Here is a 22456-nt window from a genome sequence, read left to right as displayed (position 1 = left end):
CCCGGTGTGATCACACTTGGCTTCGGATTCTTACTTAAGGGGCCCGGACGCTCTCGGGCGGACCCAGATAGCTGGCGGGCAGCGGGCCGCGCGACAGCACCAGCCGCTGGAACACGACGCCGGGATCCACCCGCCACAGCCGCACCCGGTGCGGTCCGGCCGAGGGGACCTCCAGCCGTGTCGTCTGCGCGCGGACATTGTCGGCGACCGCCTTGTTCCAGGCGGCCTCCGAGGCGTCGGGCTGGCTGTTGACGATCACCGGCGCGCCGTCGCCGATCGAGACCGCATAGGCCAGGCCCTTGCCGCCTCGGAAGTCCAGGGTCGGGGAGACGAGCACGGTCAGGTCCACCGGTCCCGCCGCCTCGAAGTCGACCAGATACTCGAGCGCCGGCGACGCGCCGCCCGGCTTGGAGCTGGGCGCGGTGGACGGATAGCTGGTCACGCCCGACAGCGTGCGCCCAAGGTTGGGGATGGTGGCCCAGGCGACGCCCTGTCCGCCCTTCGCGGCGGCGTGGTGTTCAGCCTCGATCGCCGTGACGCCTCCGGCCTCGACGAAGGCTCCTCGAGCCGGCGCGCGGGCAGGGTTCGAGGCGGTGATCGAGACGGTGCGGGTCTCGCCGCCGACGATGATCTTCACCAGGCCGGAGGTCTGGCCCTTGGGGGCCTGGCTCCAATCGGCCGAGACCTCCAGGCGCACGTCGCCCGAGGCGTTGGCGGGGCCGGTCGTCACCTTGAGCCAGGGGGCGTCGCTGACGGCCGTGACGGCGATCGGCGCGCCCTTGCTGAACACGTCGATCCACCGGCGGTTCGCGCCCCAGCGCGCCAGCGCGGGCGGAGCCTCGCCGCCGCCCTCGACCGCGACGCCCCAGCCGGCGGCGGCCGCGACGGTCTGGGTGGCCGGCATGATATTCTGCGCCGGCTGCTGCCAACTGGTGTAGCCGATATGGGTCTGGTCCATCATGTGACGCCACTTGCCGCCGTTGAGGGCGTCGTGCAGGCGCGTCAGTTCGGCGTCCCGCGCGAACAGGGTCTTGACCAGGTCGGCCTGCGCATTGGCGGCGATCCGCCCCTGGCCGGCCCACAGGCGGTTACGGCCGGTCGCGATCTGCAGCCGGTTATAGTTGGCCGCCGCCTTCACCGGGAACCAGGCCAGCTGGACGAAGGCGCTGTCCTGTTCCTTGGGGATGGCCGCGCGCAGGGCGTCGACGCGCGCCTCCAGCGCCGCCCACTCGCCCTCCACCCGCTCGGCCTCGTTGAAGTGAACGAGGCTGAAGGTCGCCGCGTCGATCAGCTCGGGCTTACGGCGCGCGTTCAGCATGGTGTAGCCGTCCAGCACGGCGGCGATCTGGCTCGCCCGCTCGGGGCCGAACTGCTGGGCCGCCCAGGCGGTCGTGTAGCGCGGCAAGGTCTCGACGGGCATGGCCGCCGGGTTCCAAGCGTAGTCGAGGAAGAACTCGGTCGGCAGCTCCATGGGCTTGAGGTCGCCGACATTGACGATCCACAGGCGGTCGGCCCCATGGTCGGCGGCCAGCTTCATCTGCTCCCAGGTGCGCTCGATCTGGTTGGTGTTCAGCCACTTGTAGTTCCGAGGGCCGCCCACATAGTCGAAGTGGTAGTAGACGCCGTAGCCGCCCGGGCGCGTCTTGCCCGGCTCGGGCAGGCGGCGGATGTTGCCCCAGTTGTCGTCGGCGAACAGCAGGGTCACGTCGTCGGGAACCCGCATCCCCGCGTCGAAATAGTCCTGGACTTCCTTGTAGAGCGCCCAGACCTGCGGCGTCTCGGCGGCGGGCTTCTTGGTGACCTCGGCGATGATCTGGCGCTGGTCGGCGACGATGGTCTCCAGCAGGCGGGTCGCCGTGCCCTGCGTCATCGGCTCGTCGCCGTCGCCGCGCATGCCCACGGTGACAAGGCTCTCGTTGGCGCCCATGCGCTCGACGCCGTCGCGCCAGAACGCGCGCAGGTTCTCCGCGTTCTTGGCGTAGTCCCACGCGCCCGCGCCGTGGCGATCCCACTCGACGTGGGCGCGGCTCATCGGCTCGTGGTGCGAGGTTCCCAGGACCACGCCCATCTCGTCGGCCAGCGAGGCGGTCAGCGGGTCGTCGTCATACAGCGCCTTGCCCCACATGGCCGGCCACAGGAAGTCGCCCTTCAGCCGCAGGATCAGCTCGAAGACCCGCTCGTAGAAGGCGTGGTTGATCCCGCCGAACTTGGCGCGCGCCCACGAGCCGAGCGCGGGCTCCTCGTCGTTGAGGAAGATGCCGCGATACTTGACGGCGGGCTTTTGAACATTGGCGCCGGGGGCGACATAGACGTTGGCGCGCCGGGGGACGGGGACGTCGGCCCACCAGGTCCAGGGCGAGACGCCCGCGCGCTCGGACAGGTCATAGGCCCCGTAGATCGTGCCGCGCTTGTCGGAGCCGGCGATCACCAGGGCGCGGGCGACGCCCGGGCGCGGGTTCTCGACGACCTGCTGGACGAAGGCCTCCCAGCGTCCCTTCACCTGGGACACGTCCAGCTTGCCCGAGGCGATCAGGGCGTCGATGGCCGCGCTCTTGCCGATCGTGCCGATGATGACCAGCGGCGCGTCCTTGTCGGCGCCGGCGCCGGCGCCGGACAGGGCCGTCAGGTCGCTGCGCAGCCCGTGGATCGCGCGGATCGCGCCGGGGAAGTCGGTGGTGTCATAGGCGATCCGCGCGGGCTTGCCGCCGGCGATCAGCGGAAAGGCCTCGGCGCTGGGCGACAGGCTGATCGCGGCGGGCTCGGCGGCCTCAGCCGGGGTGGGGAGGGCGACGGACGTCAACAGACCGGCGGCCAGGGCGAGGGCGGACGCGGCGGCCCAGACGCCCCCTCCGTAGCGTCGCCTCTCGGCGCCGCGCCACCTCCCCCGCAAGCGGGGCAGGAGGGAGATCGCATCCTCCTCACCCGTAAAACGGGGGAGGTGGCGCGAGGCGAAGCCTCGTGACGGAGGGGGCGCTGCGGACACTACTGAACCTCGATCTCGAACGGTCCGGCCGGCAGATCGGCGGCGTCGAACAGATTGAACGTGGGGCTGTCGGCCCAGGCGAAGCGGACCTTGGAGCCGGACCCGTTCAGCACCACCGAGGTCCCGTCGATGCGGCCGTCGACCCAGCGGCAGGTCGTGTCGCACAGCTCAAAGCCGATCACGCGGTCAGAGCCGCGCGACACTAGCCGTCCGCCACCCACCTGGGCGAAGCTGACCACCACGGTCTCGCCGGTCCGCTTGGCGGAGACGACCTCGGGGCCGGTGGTCACCGGCTCGCCGTAGAGGCGGCGGGCGGCCAGGGCCAGGCGGCGGCCGACCTCCTGCTTGTTGGCGGGGTGGATGTCGTAGGGGTCGCCGATGTCGTGGGTGACCACGAGGCCCGCACGGGGATCGGCGGCGACCGCGCGGCGCTGGGCGTCGCGCAGGGCGGCGGTGGCCGCGGGCTGACCCGGCGCGATGGCGAAGCCGCCATAGTCGGCCAGTTGCACCACCAGGGCCGGCATGTCGGGCGACTGGCCCAGACGGCGCTCGGCCATGAAGGCGCCCAGCAGGCCGACATAGGCCTTGTCGCGGCCGACATTGGTCTCGCCCTGATACCAGGCCAGGCCCGCATAGGCATAAGGACCCATCGGGGCGATCATGCCGTTATAGAGGGTGGAGACGCCCGACAGGGTGTCCCACGGCGCGCGGGGCGGATCGCCGCCGGCGCGAGGCTCGATCCGGTATGTCCAGTCGGTCAGCGGCAGCGACGTTCCATCGGCCAGGGTCAGGACCCGCTTGGCCGGATCGCCATACATCCCGCCGTTGGCGTAGGTGTCGTAGGCCGAGACCACCAGGGTGTTCTTGCCGACCCTCAGCGCGCCGGCGGGCAGGGCGTAGCGGCGCTCCAGCCAGGAGCCCGAGGTCGCGCCGACGCCCACGCCGTTGAGATAGGTGGTGTCCATCTCGTCGATCTGGGCGAGGCCCAAGGTGGCGGCCTGCGCGGCCTGGGCGGCCGTCAGTTCGATCTCGGTCTTGAACCAGACGACGCCGTTGAACTCGGCCAGGGCCGGAACGCCCCAGCGCTCCCAGATCCCGAGGCCTTGCGGCGCGGCCGTCCAGGTCCCGGCGCCGGTCCAGGGCGCCAGCGCCGCCTGGCCGGGGGTCTTGGCGCTCCACCAGGCCTTGATCACCTCGCCCCAGCGGCGGCTGGCGGCGGCCTGGTCGGTGATCGACAGGTTCAGGACCTCGATGGCGTCGTCATAGCCGCCGACCTTGCGCAGGGCCGTCGGGGTCATCCAGGCCTCGATGCCCGAGCCGCCCCACGAGGCGTGGATCAGGCCCAGCGGCACCTGACGCGTCTTCTGCAGCTCGCGGGCGAAGTAGAAGCAGCTGGCCGAGAAGGCGCCGACCGTGTCCTTGCTGGTCGGCTTCCAGACGGGCGGCTTCTTGAAGTCCTTGGCGGGCGAGCGGGCGTCGGCCTTCTCGATGGTCGCCATGCGGATCGTGTCGTTGGGCGCGCCGTTGTTGATCTGGTTCCAGGCGTCGCCGGAGGCGGAGACCTGCATATCCATGTTCGACTGGCCCGAGCACAGCCAGACATCGCCGACCAGCACGTCGGACGCGCTGGCCTTGGCCGAGGCGGTGGCGGCGGTCAGGGCGTAGGGGCCGCCGGCGGGCGTGGCCGGGAAGTTGACGCGCCAGGCGCCGTCGGGACCGGCCTTGGCGGTCAGGGTCTGGCCGGCGAAGGACGCGGTGACGGTCTCGCCCGGCTTGGCGGTCCCGAACACCGGCAGGGGGCGGTCGCGCTGGACCACGGCGTGGTCGGCGAACAGGCCGTTGAGGAGAGACTGGGCGCTAGCCGGCGAAACGGCCAGGGCGGCCAGCAGGATCGGCGCGAGACGGCGCATGGTGAACTCCCGTGCCGCAAGTGTCCTGCGGCGAAATCTGAACGCCCCCTCCGTCGCGCTGCGTATCCGCAGCGCGCCACCTCCCCCGTTTCACGGCCAGGAGAAGAGCGCTCCCTCCTGCCCCGTAGCGAAGCGAGCGGGGGAGGTGGCGCGGCGTCGATAGACGCCGTGACGGAGGGGGCGCTCTTCCGAGCCTTAAGCGACCGTCAGCGTCGCCTTCTTCAGGTCCACGGAGTTGGGGCCGACCATGATCGAGAAGTCGCCGGGCTCGACGACGCGCTTCATGTCCAGGTTCCACATCCACAGGTCCGAGGGCTTGATCTCGAAGGTGACGGTGGTCTTGGCGCCGGGGGCCAGGGTGACGCGCTTGAAGTGCTTCAGCTCCAGCACCGGACGGGTGACCGAGGCCGCCTCATCGTGGACATAGAGCTGGACCACCTCGTCGCCGGCCACCTTGCCGGTGTTGGTGACGTCGACCTCGACCTTGACGCGCTCGCCCTGGCCGATCCTGGTCTTGGCCAGGCGCGGGGCCGAGATGTCGAAGGTGGTGTACGACAGGCCGAAACCGAACGGGTAGAGCGGGGTGGTCTCGCCGTCCAGATAGCCGCGGCGGGCCGTGGGCTTGCGGTTGTAGTAGACCGGCAGCTGGCCGACGTCGCGGGCGATGCTGACCGGCAGCTTGCCGCCCGGATTGGCCCGGCCAAACAGCACGTCGGCGGCGGCGTGGCCGGTCTCCTGGCCCAGGTACCAGCCCTCGATGATGGCGTCGGCGCGCTCTTTGAGCAGGTTGATCGACAGCGGACGGCCGTTCAGCAGGAACACCACGGTCGGCTTGCCCAGATCGAAGATCGCCTTGGCCAGATCGTTCTGCTGGCCCATCAGGTCCAGGCTGTCACGGTCGCCCAGGTGATGGTCGGCCCAGGCCTCGCGGCTGGTCTGCTCGTTGTCGCCCAGCACCATGACCACGATGTCGGCCTTCTTGGCGACCTCAACGGCTTCGGCGATCAGCTTGGCGTTGACGGCCGGGTCGGTGAAGTTGACCGCGTCCTGGGCCCAGATGCGCTGCTCGGTGATCCGCACGGCCTCGGCGTAGTCGAGCTGGAAGCCTTGCGCCTTGGCCTCGGCGGTCAGGCCCTCGTGGATCGAGACCACGTGACGCGGAATGTCCGAGTAGCCGCCGATCGGCGTGTCCTTGGCGTGGGTCCCCAACAGGGCCATGCGCTTGAACTTCTTGCCGTCCAGGGGCAGCAGGCCCTTGTCGTTCTTCAAGAGGACCACGGCCTTGCGGGCGGCTTCGCGGGCCAGGGCCACGGCGTCCGGCGTGGCGGTCTTGGCGTCGGCGGTCTTCTCGTCGCAGTAGGGGTTCTCGAAGAGGCCGGCCTGGAACTTCATCTCCAGCACCCGGGCGACGGCGGCGTCGACCTCGAACTGCGGGATGCGGCCGGCCTTCACCAACTCGGGCAGCAGGGCGTAGGCCTCGCCGTCGGGCAGCTCGACATCGACGCCGGCGCGCATGGCCATAACGGCCGTCTCGCCCAGGTCGCTGGTCAGCTTGTGGCGGCTGATCAGCTCCTTGATGGCGAAGTAGTCGCTCTGGATCGAGCCCTTGTAGCCCCACTCCTCGCGCAGGATCTTGGTCAGCAGCCAGCGGCTGGCGTGCGAGGGTACGCCGTCGATCTCGTTATAGCTGGGCATGACCGCCCGCACGGGCAGCTCGGTCACCGCGCGCTCGAACGGCGGGAAGAAGTTCTCGCGCAGGGTGCGCTCGGCGATCTGGGCCGGGCCGACGTTGGTGCCGTTCTCGGGCTGGCCGTGGCCGGTCATGTGCTTGAGGGTGACGAACACCTTGTCCTTGGCCAGCGGCAGGGTCGTTCCCTGGAAGCCGCGGATCGAGGCCAGGCCGATCTCGGCGCACAGGTGCGGGTCTTCGCCGTAGGTCTCCTCGATGCGGCCCCAGCGCGGGTCGCGGGCCACGTCGACCACCGGGGCCAGGGCCAGGTTCGAGCCACGAGCGCGCATTTCGCGGGCGGCGACGGCGAAGATCTTTTCGGTCAGTTCGGTGTCGAAGGTCGAGGCCAGGGCGATCGACTGCGGGAAGCTGGTCGCGTCGCGCGCCACATAGCCGTGCAGGGCCTCGTCGTGCATCAGCAGCGGGATGCCCAGGCGGGTCTTCTCCACGGCCCATTTCTGGGCGGCGTTGGTGTAGCGGGCGGTCTCGACGGCGTTGCGGTTGATCGCGCCGTCGTCGGCGCCGGCGGCCGCGTCGATCACCGTGGCGGGCTTGGCGCCCTTGCGGTCGGACGGACGCGAGATCTGCCCCAGGCCGTGCGGGAAGCTCTTGCTGGCCTGCTCGGCCGAGAAGTCGCCTTCCGGCGTCTGGATCTTGTTCTTGGTCAGCCAGATGCCGACCAGCTGGGCGGCCTTCTCTTCCAGGGTCATGCGCGACAGCAGATCCTGCACGCGCGCGTCGACCGGCTGGGCCGGATCCTTGTAGAGCGGCTTGCCGCCCGATGTCTTGGAGGCTTGGCCGGCGGCTTGCGCCAGGCCGGGCAGGGCGGCGGCGGACAGGGCCGCCAGGCTCGCGCCGAACAGGCGGCGGGTGAGGGTGGTGTTCATCCGGTCGTTTCCCCGAGGCTGCGCTTTACTGAGGCGGCTCTCAATCGCCGCTGTTGTGAGGCACTATGAGGGGACTTGTCAGACCACTCAAGCCAGAAATGGTACCGGTCTCATTTTGTGTCGTTGAAACGCCCCCTCCGTCACGGCGCTTCGCGCCGCGCCACCTCCCCCGCGATGCGGGTGAGGAGGAAGCTCAGCCCTCCTGCCCCGCTTGCGGGGGAGGTGGATCGCTGCGGATACGCAGCGAGACGGAGGGGCGTCCCTGCGTCCTTTGAGGCGCAGCCCTCACCCTTGCCAGCGGTCGATCACGCCCTCCAGCACGGTCAACGGCGCCGGACCGACCCGAAGCGCTGTGTCGTGGAAGCGCTTGATGTCGAACTTGCTCCCCAGGCGCTGCTTGGTGCGCTCGCGCAGGGCCGCCCAGACCGTGTGGCCGACCTTGTACGAGCAGGCCTGGCCGGGATTGGCGCAGTAGCGTTCGACCTCGCGCGAGACCCGCACCTCCGGGTCGCCGCCGGTCTGGATCATGTAGGCGATGGCCTTTTCGCGGCTCCAGCCCTTGGCGTGGATGCCGGTGTCGACCACGCAGCGCGAGGCGCGGAACAGCCGGGCCTGGTACATGCCCAGGAGGCCCAGATCGTCGCCGTCGTCATAGACGCCCATCTCCATGGCCACCTGCTCGGCGTAGAGCGCCCAGCCCTCGGTATTGGCCGAGAAGCCCATGTTCTGGCGCAGCTTCGGCAGGTTGCTCTCGGCCACCAGGGCCAGCTGGAAGTGGTGCCCCGGGGAGCCCTCGTGGTGCATCAGCGTGGCCAGCGACCAGCGCGGGCGCTCGGCCGTGTCGCGCAGATTGATATAGACCGCCCCCGGGCGCGAGCCGTCCAGGGCCGGGCGCTCGTAATAGGCGCCCGCCGCCCCGGCCTCGGTGTAGGCCGGCACGCGGCGCACCACGACCGGGGTCTTGGGCATGACGCCGAACCATTGCGGCAAGAGCGGCTGCAGCTTGGCCATGCGCGCGTTGCAATAGGCCAGCAGCTCGGCGCGGCCCTCGTCGGTGTTGGCGAACACCTGGCCGGGCATGGTGTTGAGGCTCGCCATGCGCTGGCCCACCGTGCCTTGGGTCAGGCCGCGCTTCTTGAGGATCTCGTCCATCCGCGCCTGGATCTCGGCGCCTTCCTCCAGGCCCAGGCGATGGACCTCTTCGGCGGTCTTGTTGGTGGTCGTGTAGATCTTGAGGAGGGCGGCGTAGAAGGCGTCGCCGTCCTTGAGGCGACCGATGCCGGCGTCCGGCGTGGCCTTGGCGCGCATCGCCTGCAGGGCGGCGATCTGGCGGTCCAGGGCCGGGTGGATCTCGCCGGTCAGGATGGCGGCCGCCTTGGCGTCATAGTCGCCGTAGGCCTTGGCGCGGCGGGCGGCCGAGGCGACCAGCACGTTCTTCTCGACCGGCAGGCTGCGGAACTGCTGGAGCTGGGCGATGGCCTTGTCGACCATGAAGTCGGCAGGGATCACGCCCTTGGCCGCGTCGGCGCCGGCGCGCTGCGTCTCCTGGTCCAGCACGGCGGCGAAGGCCCTCATACGGGCCAGATAGGCGTCGGCGTCGGCGGCCGAGGCGATCTTGTGACGGCCGTCGAGGAAGCTGGGGGTCGAGATATAGGACCCATAGTACTGGGTCAGGACGAAGGGGCGCGCCCCGTCGCCGAAGTCGAAGCGCGAGGTTCCGCCCCGGGCCTCGTAATTGAAGAGGGCGGTGTCGTAGTTGATGGCGTCGTCGCCGCTCAGCGCCTTGCGGTCGATCGTCTTCAGGCGGGCGATCCGCTGGGCCGGTTCGGCGCGGTCGCGCAGCCAGGCGGCGGTCGAGCGGTCCGAGAGCTTGCTGCGCGCGTCGGCGTGCTTGCCGGTGTCGAGGCCAAGGCTGGTGGCCTGTTCGGGGCTCTGGCTCAGGTCCTCGTCGAAGAAGGCGTCGAACAGCGCATAGAGCTGATCCTTCGGCGTTGCGGCCTGGGCGGCGGAGGCGAGCCCGGCGGTAAGGGCGGTCGCGGCCGCTCCCATCAGGATCTGGCGACGGTCGGGCAGGGACATGGCGATCCTTAAAACTCAAGAAGCCGGGAGGCCCCGGCTCGTTGACCTATCGTTCCCTTGCGGTCCGTTCAGGGTCAAGGCGGCCGGACCACGAAGCGCGGGTCAGTGGAGCGGTATCGCGTCGGGTCTCGCCGCTGGGCGCATGTCGTCCTCCATCCAGTCGGGCCACACGCGATCTATCCAGCCCGCCGCCTGATACTGCCGGCGCAGGATGCCCAGCCATTGACGCAGGGGCTCGGTGGCCAGCGTTAGACGCGCCGCAGGCCCATCATCAGACCGGAAGGTGAGGGCGACGCCGTCCGGACCGGACAGGATGTCCACCGAGTCGACGCGCCAGCTGGCGGCGGGCGCCGTGGCCTGGACGGCCGGCTGAGGCGACAGCGACGCTTCAGCCGCCTGCTGGGCGAACCCTTGCAGCAAGGCGTCGCTGGCCGAGTCCGGGCGCTCCAGGCCGCTGGTCAGGCTAGGCGCCAGCAGGTTGAGAAGGCGCTGGGTGAGCCACAGGACGATGGTCGCGCCATCGGCGGCCTCGCCGCTGAGCCGGATGCGGTCCTCGACCGCGACATATTCGGTGGTCACGCGCTGGAGTTCGGGAATGTCCGTCATGTCGTCTCCGGCCAAGCCTGAACAGGCCTTTTAGCCGCAGTCGATCGCACGCGACGTCCGGAAAGTAAAAAGGGCCCGCCTGGGAGGGGTGCGGGCCCTTTCTTTGGTACGCGTTCAGAGGGATCGAACAGGTGGAAAGATGACGCAAACGCCCTGCTTCGGCCCTTCCCCATATCGTCGCAGCGCGCGAACGAGTCGCAACGCTCCGACGGGCCTTACTTGCGGGGCGTCAGGATGTCGCCGAGGCGATCAGGGGCGCCGGCGATCCGCTCCAGGCGCGGATAGCGAAGCCCGCCGCGATAGTCGATCTTGACCATCTTGTAGCGGAAGCCGTCCTTGATCAGCAGCTCGACCAGCGGGTTCTCCGGCTTGGCGGCGGCCTTGACGGCGGCCTTCAGCTTGTCGCTGTCCAGCTGCTCGCCGTTGACCGCCACCACGGTCAGGCCCTGGGTCAGGCCGGCCTTGAACGCCGGACCGCCCCACTGGACGTCGGAGATCACGCCGTCAGAACCCAGGCTCAGACCCAGAGAATAGGTCAGGGCCGTGCCGCGCGAACGGGTCTCGGCGGCCTTCATGAACTCGGTCGGGGTCTCGGTGTAGACCAGCTTGTAGCCGCCGCGCTCCAGGCCATCGAGCGGGGCCTTCGGCTGGACCTCTTCGATGCGGGTCTTCAGGAACGCGGCCCAGTCATGAGCCACGACGCCGTTCAGGGCCGCGACCACGTCCTCGAACACATAGGTGCGCGGCACGTATGAGCCGTTGTCGACGCCGAAGAAGGCCTTGGCGAAGTCGTCCAGCGACTTCTTGCCGCCGGTCTTCTCGCGTATCAGGGTGTCGGCGTCGAGCCAGACCAGCTGGCCTTCGGAATAGTAGTCCTCGCTGCGCTGCCACGACAGCCACGACAGCGGCCGGCGCTGGGCGATGATCGGGTCGTTGGTGGTGTCCTGCACCGGACGCCAGTCGCGGCCGCGACGGTTGTCATAGGTCGCGGCGGTGGCGGCGATCGCGTCCAGGGTCTGCTGCTTGGTCAGGAAGCCCGCGCGCGCCGACAGGACATAGCCCCAGTACTGGGTCTGGCCCTCATAGACCCACATCAGGCTGTCGCGCATCGGCACGTTCAGATTGGGGGTCCAGATGTCGGCGGCGCGGCGGAACTTGCCGTTCCACGAGTGGGTGAACTCGTGGGGCAGCAGGTCGCGGCCCACAAAGCTCTTGTCCCACTCGGTGAAGTATTTGGGCGTGACGCGGTTTTCGGAGCTGCGGTGGTGCTCCAGGCCGATGCCGCCCAGGCGGTCCGACAGGGCGACCAGGAAGTCGTAGTGGTCGTAATGGTGCGAGCCGAACAGCTTGTAGGCTTGCTGCACCAGATCCTTGTGGACCTGGATGTGCTCGGGCTTGGCCTCCAGCAGCTCGGGGCTGTCGGCCACCAGGTTCAGGCGCACGGGGGCGGGGCCGGTCGGATCCAGGTCGATCGACTTGAAGTACTTGCCTGCGAAGATCGGCGAGTCGACCAGGGTCTCGACCGTGGTCGGCTTGAAGGTGGTGACCTGGCCCTCGACCTTGGCGGTCTTCAAGGCGGTGGCCAGCTTCCAGCCCTCGGGCAGCTTGACGCTGGCCTCGATCGGGATCTGGCGGGTGTAGTAGCCGGCCGGATAGACCGCGACCTGCAGCCACTGCAGGTTCAGCATTTCCTGCGTCACCTGGATGCGGCCGATGCGGCTCTCCACAGCGGTCAGGAACTGGTAGCTGACCTGGATTTCGCTGACGTCTGCGGGGACGTCGACATGGAAGGCGTGGACGCTGACGACGTCGCGCTTCCAGGGCAGGGGCTTGCCGTTTGCGGTGACCACCAGGCCCGCCAGCTTGTCCAGATCGTTGCGCGGCGAGTGGCCGCCCGGAACCCACTGCGGATAGAGGAAGGTGAAGGCGCCGGCCTTGCTGACCGGGATCGTCGTGGTGACCGTCCAGATCTTGCGGTCAAGATCGGTGGCGTCTACGGCCAGCTTCAGCGTGCCGGCGTAGGGGATGTCCTGCGGGGCGGGGATCGGCGCGCTCGGCGCGGCTGACTCCGGCCAGGGCTGCGACGGCGCTGGGGTCGGCGCCAAGGTCGGTGTCTGGGCCAGGGCGGCCGTGGCGACCAGGGACAGGACGGAGACCGAGAAGAACAGCGCTTTCACCAAACACCCCAATGCGGCGCGCGGGCGTGCTCCCCGCGACGATAAGCCGGGATGTTTGTGGCGTTATCCGCGCCTTGTCGAGGGCGAGTTGGCCTCCGAACGCGGAATGTCGGGCGTTCGTTTCGGGGGTGAAGCGAAGCGTCTTTGGCGTAACTGAAATCCTCCCCCCAGAGGGGGAGGTGGCCGAAGGCCGGAGGGGGAAGAGGCAAGGTCGGCGGGACTTCCCCCTCCGTCGCCTCTTCGAGTCGACACCTCCCCCGCTGGGGGGAGGATTGATGCTCGTCGGATCCTGGGCGGGTTAATCTGTGAGTAACCTGTGGGGGACTCGCGCTATGGGCTGGACGGTCGCCCACGTCCGGTTCTGGCGAGACGGCTCGCCAGATAAGGTGCCGGGTTCAAGTCCGCGAAGTTTCGCCCACCGCAATGCGTTTCGACGACCGCTTTCTCGAAGAACTGAAGTCCCGCCTTCGCCCGTCCGACGTCGTCGGCAAGACGGTGAAGCTGCGGCGGCAGGGGCGCGAGTATGCGGGGCTGTCGCCGTTCACCAAGGAAAAGAGCCCGTCGTTCTTCGTCAACGACGAGAAGGGCTTCTACCACTGCTTCTCCAGCGGCAAGCACGGCGACATCATCAGCTTCCTGCAGGAGACCGAGCGGCTGACCTTCGCCGAGGCCGTCGAGCGGCTGGCGGCCGAGGCGGGCATGAGCCTGCCCGAGGTCGATCCCCGCGCCGCCCGCGAGGAGCAGAAGCGCTCGTCCCTGGGCGACTGGATGGAGCTGGCGGCCGCCTGGTTCGAGAGCGAATTGCGTCGTCCGGTCGGCCAGGCCGCCCGCGCCTATCTGGAAAAGCGCGGCCTGCCCGAGAGCGAGTGGAGCCGCTTCCGCATCGGCTTTGCCCCCAACAACCGCACGGGCCTGAAGGACTATCTGATCGCCAAGGGCGCCAAGCCGGGCGACCTCGTGGACGCCGGCGTGCTGATCGCGCCTGAGGACGGCGGGCAGCCCTATGACCGCTTCCGCGACCGGATCATCTTCCCGATCACCGACAGCCGGGGAAAGGTCGTCTCGTTTGGCGGCCGGGCGATGGATCCCGCCGCCCGCGCCAAGTATCTGAACGGTCCCGAGACCAGCCTCTTCCACAAGGGGCGGGTGCTGTATGGCCTGTTCGAGGCCCGCAAGATCCTCCACGCCGGCCAGAGCGGCGGCGAGAAGCCGCCGATGGTGGTGGTCGAGGGCTATATGGACGTCATCGCCTGTCAGCGCGCCGGCGTGCCGGCCGTGGCGGCCATGGGCACGGCCCTGACCGAGGAGCAGATGGAGGGGCTCTGGCGCCTGCATCCGACCCCGACCCTGTGCTTCGACGGCGACAAGGCCGGCAAGCGCGCCGCCGACCGCGCTATCGACCGCGCTCTGCCGCTGCTCAAGCCCGGCCGCTCGTTCCTGTTCTCGATGCCGGTGGGCGGCAAGGACCCTGACGACGTGCTGCGCGAGCAGGGGCCTGCGGCGCTGAAGGCCCAGCTGTCGGACACCAAGCCCTTCGTCGAGGCCCTGTTCGAGCGCGAGCGCGACCTTGAGCCCTTCGACACGCCCGAGCAGCGCACGAACCTCAAGGTCCGCCTGCGCACCCTGGCGGCGACCATCGCCGACAAGGACCTGGCCCACGCCTACAAGGAAGAGCTGCTGGACCGGCTGGACGAGATGCGCGCCGCGCGCCGCGTCAAGGCTGACGCCAGCGACGCGGGCCGCGCCCTGTCGCGGGCGCGCTGGGACAACGCCCCGCGTCGTCCCTGGGGCAAGCCGCGCCTGGAGGGCGCCACCGCCGAAGGCCGTCAGGCTGCCGCCGCCCTGCACCAGGCGCCGCGTCCGTTCTCGGCGGCCCTGCTGATCGCCGCGATCCGTGATCCGAAGGTGGTCGACGACCGCATCGAGGTGCTGATGAACCAGGGCTTCGGCGACGAGCGCCTGGACGCCATCGCCCATGAACTGGTCAACCTGCGGCTGGAGGCTGATCACGTCGAGACCGGCCTGCTGAAGGGGCGGCTGGCGTCAGCGGGCTATGACGATGGCGTTCTGGCGGCCCTGGAGCGTGCGGCCGCCCACGTGAAGGCCCTCGATGTCGCCCAGAGCGCGGCCCAGAGCCCTGAGGAGGCGATCCGGGTGCTGTGGTCGCAGGCCTTTGACCTGTTGCTACGCCTGACCGCGCTGGAGCGTGCGGTCGACGACGCCAAGACCGACCTTGCCGACGACAGCGACTTCCAGACCCTGCTGCGCCTCAAGACCGAGCGCGATGCAGTCAAGCGCCTGATCGAAAGCGGCGGCTGGACCGACCCGGCGCTGGTGGCCCAGGCGTTGCATTAAGAACTCCGACCTCCCCGGCGAATGCCGGGGTCCAGATCGAGATCGCTGACTTCAACAGGTTGGCTGAGGCCGCAGGCGGATCCGCCCAAACCGCTCCGGATGAATCTGGGCCCCGGCATTCGCCGGGGAGGTCGGGTTTTGGGGGAGTTCTTGGAGCCTTCCCCAACCTTCGCCAATAAGCCCGCAAAATCAAAAGCCGCCCACGTCCCATCTTGACACCGGCTTCCCCCACAGCCACATGCCGACTCAAGGATTTGCCACGCAGCTGATTGACATCGCTCGGGCCGCCGGAGCGCGCGCCCTTATCGAAACAGGATGTCACCCTCGCCGCCGCCTCAGATCCCCAGTGGTCGCCGACCCGTTTAGGGAAAAGCTCGCCGCGCTCATCGCCTTGACCTCCGCCGGTTTCCCGGGGGAGCGCTTTCACTTGGCGGACTGGAGCGCATGCGAGCCGTCTGACGGGAACGTGATCCTTGGGTAAGCGCTGATCAAGGCGCGGATCGGGCAGGCAAGCCATTTCAACATGGATTTTCTCGACGCGAGCCTTGCGGGAAGGTCGCGTCGATTGCGGAGAGCTTGATGAGCAACAATTCCTCGGCCGAGACGGAAGCGCCCGAAACCACTGGTGGTGACGGCCCCCTGCTCGATCTGACCGACGCCGGCGTCAAGAAGTTCATCAAACAGGCGAAAGCCCGCGGCTACGTCACGATGGACGAGCTGAACAAGGTGCTGCCGTCCGAGGAAGTCAGCCCCGACGCCATCGAAGACACGCTGGCCATGCTCAGTGAGATGGGCGTCAACGTGGTCGAGGCCGAGGAAGACGCCGAGAACGCCGAGGGCGGCGAGGTCGCCACGCGTGACGAGAACACGACCGTCATCGCCAGCGACAAGCCGGCGGCCTATGACCGCACCGACGACCCGGTGCGGATGTATCTGCGCGAAATGGGCTCGGTGGAGCTGCTGTCGCGCGAAGGCGAAATCGCCATCGCCAAGCGCATCGAGGCCGGCCGCGACACGATGATCCGCGGCCTGTGCGAGTCGGCCCTGACCTTCGAAGCTATCATGGTGTGGCGCGAGGAACTGGGCACTGGCCGCATCCTGCTGCGTGAGGTCATCGACCTGGAAGCCACCTACGCGGCGATCAACGGCGTGGCCGCCGCGCCGGCCGCCGAGGATGACGATGGTCCGGCCGAGCCGGTCGACGACGAGGCCGGCGAGGCCAAGCCCGAGGGCGCCGAGGGCGAGGACGAGGACGATTTCGACGACGGCGCCGGTCCGACCGTCAGCGCCATGGAAGGCGAGCTGCGCGAAGGCGTGATGGCCATTCTGGACGCCATCGCCAGCGAGTTCGAAGCCTTCCGCAAGCTGCAGGACAAGCTGGTCGGCAGCCGCCTGAAGGGCGAAGACCTCTCGGACGCCGACCGCAAGGCCTATGAGGGTCTGTCGGCGACGATCATCCAGCACCTGAAGACGCTGAAGCTGAACAACAACCGCATCGAGGCGCTGGTCGAGCAGCTCTATGCGATCAACAAGCGCCTGATCGGTCTGGAAGGCCGCCTGCTGCGCCTGGCCGACAGCTACGGCATCAGCCGGGCTGAGTTCCTCAAGGCCTATTTCGGCGCCGAGCTGAACCCGACCTGGACCGAGCAGGTCAAGGCGATGGGCGTGCGCTGGACCAAGTTCGTCGAGAACGACAGCCAGTCGGTCACCGACATCCGCAGTGAGATCGCCGCCCTGGCCACCGAGACCGGCGTGCCGATCGACGACTATCGCCGCATTGTCCAGACCGTGCAGAAGGGCGAGCGCGAGGCCCGTCAGGCCAAGAAGGAAATGGTCGAGGCGAACCTCCGCCTCGTGATCTCGATCGCCAAGAAGTACACCAACCGCGGCCTGCAGTTCCTGGACCTGATCCAGGAAGGCAATATCGGCCTGATGAAGGCCGTCGATAAGTTCGAGTATCGCCGCGGCTACAAGTTCTCGACCTACGCCACCTGGTGGATTCGTCAGGCGATCACCCGATCGATCGCCGACCAGGCCCGCACCATCCGTATCCCGGTGCACATGATCGAGACGATCAACAAGATCGTCCGCACCAGCCGCCAGATGCTGCACGAGATCGGCCGCGAGCCGACCCCCGAAGAGCTGGCCGAAAAGCTGGCCATGCCGCTGGAAAAGGTCCGCAAGGTCCTGAAGATCGCCAAGGAGCCGATCTCGCTCGAGACCCCGATCGGCGATGAAGAAGACAGCCACCTGGGCGACTTCATCGAGGACAAGAACGCCGTCCTGCCGATCGACGCGGCCATTCAGTCCAACCTGCGCGAAACCACCACCCGCGTGCTGGCCTCGCTGACCCCGCGTGAAGAGCGCGTGCTACGCATGCGCTTCGGCATCGGCATGAACACCGACCACACGCTGGAAGAAGTCGGCCAGCAGTTCTCGGTGACCCGCGAGCGTATCCGTCAGATCGAGGCGAAGGCTCTGCGCAAGCTCAAGCACCCGTCGCGGTCGCGCAAGCTGCGCAGCTTCCTGGACTCGTAGGGGGCCGCGGACGGGCTCTGCGCCATCAGAAAACAGAGACGCCCTGGTCGCAGGACCAGGGCGTTTTTTGTTCGGCGACCTCTTTTCGGCTCCTCGCTATGCCGCCTTCAAGTCGGCTCAGTTCGCGTCAGCCGTCGCGGGTCGGCATCCTGCCGCCTGATCGACCACCGTATCGACCAGACGATTTTGCAGGGACGGACGCTCCGCCTCGCCGCGGGACCGGCTTGAGCCCAGGAGCAGGCTGGCCATGGCCCGGGCCGCTTCCCGCCGGAGGACTGGGGCGGCCCCGTTGCAGCCTGTTTCCCCGGTCGGTGCGGCCGGGGACTCGCGCATCTGCTGAGCGGCGGGTCGCAACAGACGCACAGCGCCGTCGCCATAGACTTCGCCGGTCGCCGCGCCTGTGGGCGAGCGTGCTTCCGGTTGGCTTTCGCGCGTCGGCGGAGTCCGGCGGGCGGGGGGCGTGGCGCGGGACGGAGCGCGTCCAGGGGGAGGGGCCTGGAGACCGTTGGGTGTTCCCACGCCGACGGTCTGATCCTTGATGTCGGGATCGCCGTGATAGAAGATGCGCACCGGCACAGTCATCTGCCTGACGCCCGCGTATCGGCCGTAGAGACTCTGGCTCTGGTACTCGCACCAGCCGACAACGTTCATCCTGATCGTGGTCTCGAACACGTCATCGGCGCGCAGGAAGTCCGCCTGTGAGCCGGCTCCGTTCTGGACGAAGGTCTGCATACGCGCCTCGACGTAGTGAACCGGATTGAAGCCGACGGAATAGGGGGCGCCGGTACTCGGCAGATTGACCGGCACGTTGATGCTGAAGTTGCGCGCCTCCTGGTCATCACCGAGTTCGACGACCGGCGAGATGGACCATCCGCCGACAAAGGCGATCGCCTTGTCTCCGGATGGCGTGAGTACGCCGCTGCCGAAGATCACCTGGGCGGCGTCCGCACGGGTGTTGGCGTTCGGGAACGACTTGCATCGAACCTCGCCGGTGACGTGCAGCACGGGCTTCGGAGAGACGACACGCAGGTCGCGCTGGGCCGGGTTGGTGCTCTGGGACTGGTTGCGCACCGAGATGCTCAGCGCGGGAATGTCGGAGGTCACGGTGATGTTGTGCACCGGGAAGGCCAGCCGGAGGTCGTCCGCGGCGACGAGGGTCGGTGTCAGCGCGATCAGGGTCGCGCCGGTCATCAGAGCCGTCAGGGTTTTCAAGGTGGACCTCCCGAATAGGGTGAAAGGGGCGCGCCCCGGCCGCCTGCAGGTCATCGGCGGGCTTGAATGGGTCGGTCGGCTTTTGGCGTCCCTGGCCGCCCTCGGGCAGGTGCAGCGCCGCGCGCCGACGGACGCCGGGGTTGCATCCGGTTGCATGCGAGGCCCTTCGGCGTCGGCATGCACACCGACCACACGCTGGAAGACGTCGGCCAGTCGTAAGGCGGGGGCGTTTTCTGTTTGGAGGTTTAGCGCCTCGATTCCAACCCGGCGTCATCCCGGCCGCAGCGCGTAGCGCGGAGCGCCGGGACCCAGGGGCGGCTTGCACGGCGTTTTGTCACCCCCTGGGTCCCGGAGAGCCTCTGCGAGGCTTCCGGAATGACACGGGTGTTGTTCCGGCTCACCTGGAGCGTGAGGCCGAAAGTGGGAACCGATTTCGGCTGTTCTCACGCTCTAAGTATTTGATTTGGAGCGTTTCTAACACCTGAGATCGATTCCGACTTCAGGCTAAAGGCTCTGGCCCTCTCCGACCGTCACATCGACCATGATATCGCCGGAGATATCCTCCAGCGCCGTCTGCACGGCTGCGGTCGATAGCGTGGACGGCAGGCGCAGGCGGGCGTCCAGGTGGAACAGCGGCGCGCCCGAGTGGGGCTCGACGCTGAGGCGGGTCTCGAAGGTCTCGATATTGGCGTGCAGGCCGCTGAGGACGCCGGTCACCTGGGCGACAATACCCGGGCGGTCCTGGCCGACCACGCTGAAGGCGACGGTCTCGCCCGCCGAGGGGGCGGTCTCAAGGGCCGGCGCGATCCGGACCTCCAGGCCCTGCGCGTCCACCTCGGCGACGGCGGCGCGCAGGGCGTCCACCGCGCCGGCGTCCAGCGCGACCAGCACCGAGCCGACATAGAGCCCGCCCAGTTGGCTGAGATGGCTCTCCAGCCAGTTGCCGCCGGCCGACAGCACCGCCTTGGCCAGGGCCTCCGTGAGGCCGGGTCGATCGCTGCCGACGACGCTGAGGATCAGGTTGGCCATGGACGCTCCCTAAGGCTTATGTTTTGCCCGAGCCAGCCACGCGCCTTGGCCCGCGTCAATCCAGGGCGGGTCCGTCGGCGCCCGCCAGGCGCAGCAGGCCTTGAAGTGTCGGCGCGGCCTCGTCGCGTCGCCAGACAAGGCCGGTCTCCAGGATCGGGGGATCGACGAGGTCGACATAGCGAACCCCTGCACGGGCCAGTTTTCGCAGCGAGGCGGGCGCCAGCGCCATGCCCAGGCCCGCCGACACCAGGCTGATGATGGTCTGCATCTGGATGGCTTCCTGCACGATCCGCACCGGCTGGCCGCGCGCGGCCACATAGCCGGTGACCAGGTCGTGGAAGGCCGGGGCCACGGTTCGGGGAAACAGCACCAGCGGAACCTCCGCCAGGGCGGCCAGGTCCAGCGGCCCTTCGGCGCCCCACGCCTCGGGCGTGACGGCCACCAGCGGCTCGGAGACCAGCCGCCGATAGGCAAGGGGCGCGGGCAGGGCGGGGTTGGGCGGCGGGATGATGATGCCCGCGTGCCGCTCGCCGGCCAGCACCGCCGGCACCTGGACGTCGCTGGTGGCCTCGACCAGCTGGATCTCGACGCCGGGAAAGGCCTCGGCGTAGCGCCGGACGAGGTCTGGCAGGACGCTGTAGTCGGCGGTGCTGACGAACGACAGCGACAGATAGCCGGTCTGGCCGTCGCGCAGCCGCCTGGCGGTGTCGGGCAGGGCGTCGATCGCCGCCAGCGCCTCGCGCACATGGGGCAGCCACTGCTGGCCCAGCGGCGTCAGTTCGACATGCCGCTTGGTGCGGGCGAACAGCGCAGCGCCCAGGGCCTTCTCCAGCGCCTGGATCGACTGGCTGAGCGGCGGCTGGGTGATGCCCAGGCGCTCGGCCGCCCGCCCGAAATGCAGAGTCTCGGCGACGGCGACGAAGTGGCGGAACTGGCGGATGCCCATCTTGATATGTTTAGCGACTTAATCACTGCCGACTAATATATTTTTGGATCGATCCGACCTCGCGTAAAAGACCCTACGACCGACATTGGATTGACCCCATGCCTCCCTATCGCTCTCGCACCACCACCCATGGCCGCAACATGGCCGGCGCCCGGGGCCTCTGGCGCGCCACCGGCATGAAGGACAGCGACTTCGGCAAGCCGATCATCGCGGTGGCCAACAGCTTCACCCAGTTCGTGCCCGGACACGTGCACCTGAAGGACCTGGGCCAGCTGGTCGCCCGCGAGATCGAGGCCGCCGGGGGCGTGGCCAAGGAGTTCAACACCATCGCCGTCGACGACGGCATCGCCATGGGCCACGGCGGGATGCTCTACTCGCTGCCCAGCCGCGACCTGATCGCCGACAGCGTCGAGTACATGGTCAACGCCCACTGCGCCGACGCGATCGTCTGCATCTCCAACTGCGACAAGATCACGCCCGGCATGCTGATGGCCGCCATGCGCCTGAACATCCCGGTGGTCTTCGTTTCCGGCGGGCCGATGGAGGCCGGCAAGGTGACGGTGAAGGGCAAGATCCGGGCGCTGGACCTCGTCGACGCCATGGTCGTGGCTGCCGACGACAGCTATTCCGACGAAGAAGTGACCGCGATCGAGAAGGCCGCGTGCCCGACCTGCGGCTCGTGCTCGGGCATGTTCACCGCCAACTCGATGAACTGTCTGACCGAGGCGCTGGGCCTGTCGCTGCCCGGCAACGGCTCGGTGCTGGCCACCCACGCCGATCGCGAAGCCCTGTTCAAGGAGGCCGGCCGCCTGATCGTGGATCTCTGCCAGCGCTGGTACGAGCAGGATGACCCGACCGCCCTGCCGCGCGGCATCGCCACCCGGGCCGCGTTCGAGAACGCCATGAGTCTCGACATTGCCATGGGCGGCTCGACCAACACCGTGCTGCACCTCTTGGCCGCCGCCCATGAGGGCGGGATCGACTTCAGCATGGCCGATATCGACCGGCTCTCGCGCCGCGTGCCGTGCCTCTCCAAGGTGGCCCCCGCCAAGAGCGACGTGCACATGGAGGACGTCCACCGGGCCGGCGGAGTCATGGCCATTCTGGGCGAGCTGGAGCGCGGCGGCCTGATCGACGCCAGCCAGCCGACCGTCCACGCCCCGACCATGGCCGAAGCCCTGGCCCGTTGGGACATCGGCCGCACCAACAGCCAGACCGCTCATGAGTTCTTCAAGGCCGCGCCGGGCGGCAAGCCGACCCAGGTGGCCTTCAGCCAGGCCGCCCGCTGGGAGGAGCTGGACCTCGACCGCGAGACGGGCGTCATCCGCTCGGTCGAGCACCCGTTCTCCAAGGACGGCGGCCTGGCGGTACTGTTCGGCAACCTTGCGCCCGAAGGCTGCATCGTGAAGACCGCCGGGGTCGACGAGTCGATCCTGACCTTCCGGGGCGCGGCCCGCGTCTTTGAGAGCCAGGACTCGGCGGTCAGCGGCATCCTGGGCGGCCAGGTCAAGGCCGGCGAGGTCGTGGTCATCCGCTACGAAGGCCCCAAGGGCGGCCCGGGCATGCAGGAGATGCTGTACCCGACCACCTATCTGAAATCGAAGGGCCTGGGCGCGGCCTGCGCCCTGATCACCGACGGCCGCTTCTCGGGCGGCACCTCGGGCCTGTCGATCGGCCACGTCTCGCCCGAAGCCGGCGAGGGCGGCCTGATCGCCCTGGTCGAGACCGGCGACTCGATCCTGATCGACATCCCGACGCGCGGGATCACGCTGGAGGTCCCGGACGACGTGCTGGCCGCCCGCCGCGAGGCGCAGCTGGCGCGCGGCAAGGACGCCTGGACGCCGAAGGATCGCCAGCGCGAGGTCAGCCCCGCCCTGCGCGCCTACGCCGCCATGACCACCAACGCCGCCCGCGGCGCGGTGCGCGACGTCAGCCAGGTGGAGCGGGGTCGCTAGGGCAGAGAAAAGGCCCCGGCGTTTCCGCCGGGGCCTCTCGATCTTCAGTC

Annotated in this window: 11 protein-coding genes and 4 pseudogenes; 4 read left to right on the top strand and 11 right to left on the bottom strand. The window is 68.8% G+C overall.

Annotation, left to right across the window (positions count from 1 at the left end):
• Positions 1-34 precede the first annotated feature (34 nt).
• The 8 genes and pseudogenes from OVA11_RS18390 to OVA11_RS18360 form a co-directional block, all read right to left on the bottom strand.
• Entirely contained in the window at positions 35-2800 is a 2766-nt protein-coding gene (locus OVA11_RS18390) for a glycosyl hydrolase 115 family protein (protein ID WP_268068686.1), read from the bottom strand.
• Positions 2801-2855: 55 nt separating this feature from the next.
• Positions 2856-2979, bottom strand: a pseudogene (locus OVA11_RS19740) (hypothetical protein); the annotation flags it as partial.
• A gap of 3 nt (positions 2980-2982) precedes the next feature.
• Positions 2983-4893 (bottom strand): sialate O-acetylesterase, encoded by a 1911-nt coding sequence (locus tag OVA11_RS18385; RefSeq protein WP_268068685.1) that lies wholly within the window; start codon positions 4891-4893, stop codon positions 2983-2985.
• A gap of 195 nt (positions 4894-5088) precedes the next feature.
• A complete protein-coding gene (locus OVA11_RS18380) occupies positions 5089-7509 on the bottom strand; it encodes a glycoside hydrolase family 3 N-terminal domain-containing protein (protein ID WP_268068684.1) in 2421 nt (806 codons plus the stop codon).
• Positions 7510-7649: 140 nt separating this feature from the next.
• Positions 7650-7765 (bottom strand): annotated as a pseudogene (locus tag OVA11_RS18375) (hypothetical protein); the annotation flags it as partial.
• Positions 7766-7794: 29 nt separating this feature from the next.
• Positions 7795-9588, bottom strand: coding sequence for a DUF885 domain-containing protein (locus OVA11_RS18370; protein WP_268068683.1), 1794 nt, complete (start codon positions 9586-9588; stop codon positions 7795-7797).
• Between the two features lie 102 nt (positions 9589-9690).
• Positions 9691-10318 (bottom strand): annotated as a pseudogene (locus OVA11_RS18365) (hypothetical protein).
• A 91-nt stretch (positions 10319-10409) separates the two neighbouring features.
• Positions 10410-12383 (bottom strand): M61 family metallopeptidase, encoded by a 1974-nt coding sequence (locus OVA11_RS18360; protein WP_268068682.1) that lies wholly within the window; start codon positions 12381-12383, stop codon positions 10410-10412.
• 411 nt (positions 12384-12794) lie between these two features.
• On the opposite strand from OVA11_RS18360, the gene dnaG reads away from it, so the two are divergent.
• From dnaG to rpoD, 3 genes and pseudogenes are all read left to right on the top strand, one after another.
• Positions 12795-14726 carry a DNA primase gene (gene dnaG, locus OVA11_RS18355; RefSeq protein WP_268068681.1) on the top strand — a complete coding sequence of 644 codons (1932 nt, stop codon included), beginning with the start codon at positions 12795-12797 and terminating at the stop codon, positions 14724-14726.
• 99 nt (positions 14727-14825) lie between these two features.
• Positions 14826-14909: pseudogene (locus tag OVA11_RS19900) on the top strand (hypothetical protein); the annotation flags it as partial.
• A 396-nt stretch (positions 14910-15305) separates the two neighbouring features.
• A complete protein-coding gene (gene rpoD / locus OVA11_RS18350; RefSeq protein WP_268068680.1) occupies positions 15306-17264 on the top strand; it encodes an RNA polymerase sigma factor RpoD in 1959 nt (652 codons plus the stop codon).
• 117 nt (positions 17265-17381) lie between these two features.
• Here rpoD and OVA11_RS18345 read toward each other — a convergent pair whose 3' ends face one another.
• The 3 genes from OVA11_RS18345 to OVA11_RS18335 form a co-directional block, all read right to left on the bottom strand.
• On the bottom strand, positions 17382-18476 hold the full coding sequence (locus OVA11_RS18345) for a hypothetical protein (protein WP_268068679.1): 1095 nt from the start codon (positions 18474-18476) through the stop codon (positions 17382-17384).
• A gap of 504 nt (positions 18477-18980) precedes the next feature.
• A complete protein-coding gene (locus OVA11_RS18340) occupies positions 18981-19505 on the bottom strand; it encodes a glycine cleavage system protein R (protein ID WP_268068678.1) in 525 nt (174 codons plus the stop codon).
• A 55-nt stretch (positions 19506-19560) separates the two neighbouring features.
• Entirely contained in the window at positions 19561-20451 is an 891-nt protein-coding gene (locus tag OVA11_RS18335) for a LysR family transcriptional regulator (RefSeq protein ID WP_268068677.1), read from the bottom strand.
• A gap of 98 nt (positions 20452-20549) precedes the next feature.
• Between OVA11_RS18335 and ilvD the strand changes: the two genes are divergently transcribed.
• Positions 20550-22406, top strand: a complete 1857-nt coding sequence (gene ilvD, locus OVA11_RS18330; protein ID WP_268068676.1) for a dihydroxy-acid dehydratase — start codon at positions 20550-20552, stop codon at positions 22404-22406.
• The last annotated feature ends 50 nt before the right edge of the window (positions 22407-22456 follow it).

Origin of the sequence: Caulobacter sp. SL161, assembly GCF_026672375.1 — a bacterium.
GTDB lineage: Bacteria > Pseudomonadota > Alphaproteobacteria > Caulobacterales > Caulobacteraceae > Caulobacter.
This window is presented reverse-complemented; position numbering and strand designations above follow the sequence as displayed.

Excerpts from the sequence above, each read along its gene's own strand:
- rpoD (WP_268068680.1), top strand. The coding sequence starts at position 15,306 with ATGAGCAACAATTCCTCGGCCGAGACGGAAGCGCCCGAAACCACTGGT.
- OVA11_RS18380 (WP_268068684.1), bottom strand. The coding sequence starts at position 7,509 with ATGAACACCACCCTCACCCGCCGCCTGTTCGGCGCGAGCCTGGCGGCC.
- OVA11_RS18385 (WP_268068685.1), bottom strand. The coding sequence starts at position 4,893 with ATGCGCCGTCTCGCGCCGATCCTGCTGGCCGCCCTGGCCGTTTCGCCG.
- dnaG (WP_268068681.1), top strand. The coding sequence starts at position 12,795 with ATGCGTTTCGACGACCGCTTTCTCGAAGAACTGAAGTCCCGCCTTCGC.
- ilvD (WP_268068676.1), top strand. The coding sequence starts at position 20,550 with ATGCCTCCCTATCGCTCTCGCACCACCACCCATGGCCGCAACATGGCC.
- OVA11_RS18370 (WP_268068683.1), bottom strand. The coding sequence starts at position 9,588 with ATGTCCCTGCCCGACCGTCGCCAGATCCTGATGGGAGCGGCCGCGACC.
- OVA11_RS18335 (WP_268068677.1), bottom strand. The coding sequence starts at position 20,451 with ATGGGCATCCGCCAGTTCCGCCACTTCGTCGCCGTCGCCGAGACTCTG.
- OVA11_RS18340 (WP_268068678.1), bottom strand. The coding sequence starts at position 19,505 with ATGGCCAACCTGATCCTCAGCGTCGTCGGCAGCGATCGACCCGGCCTC.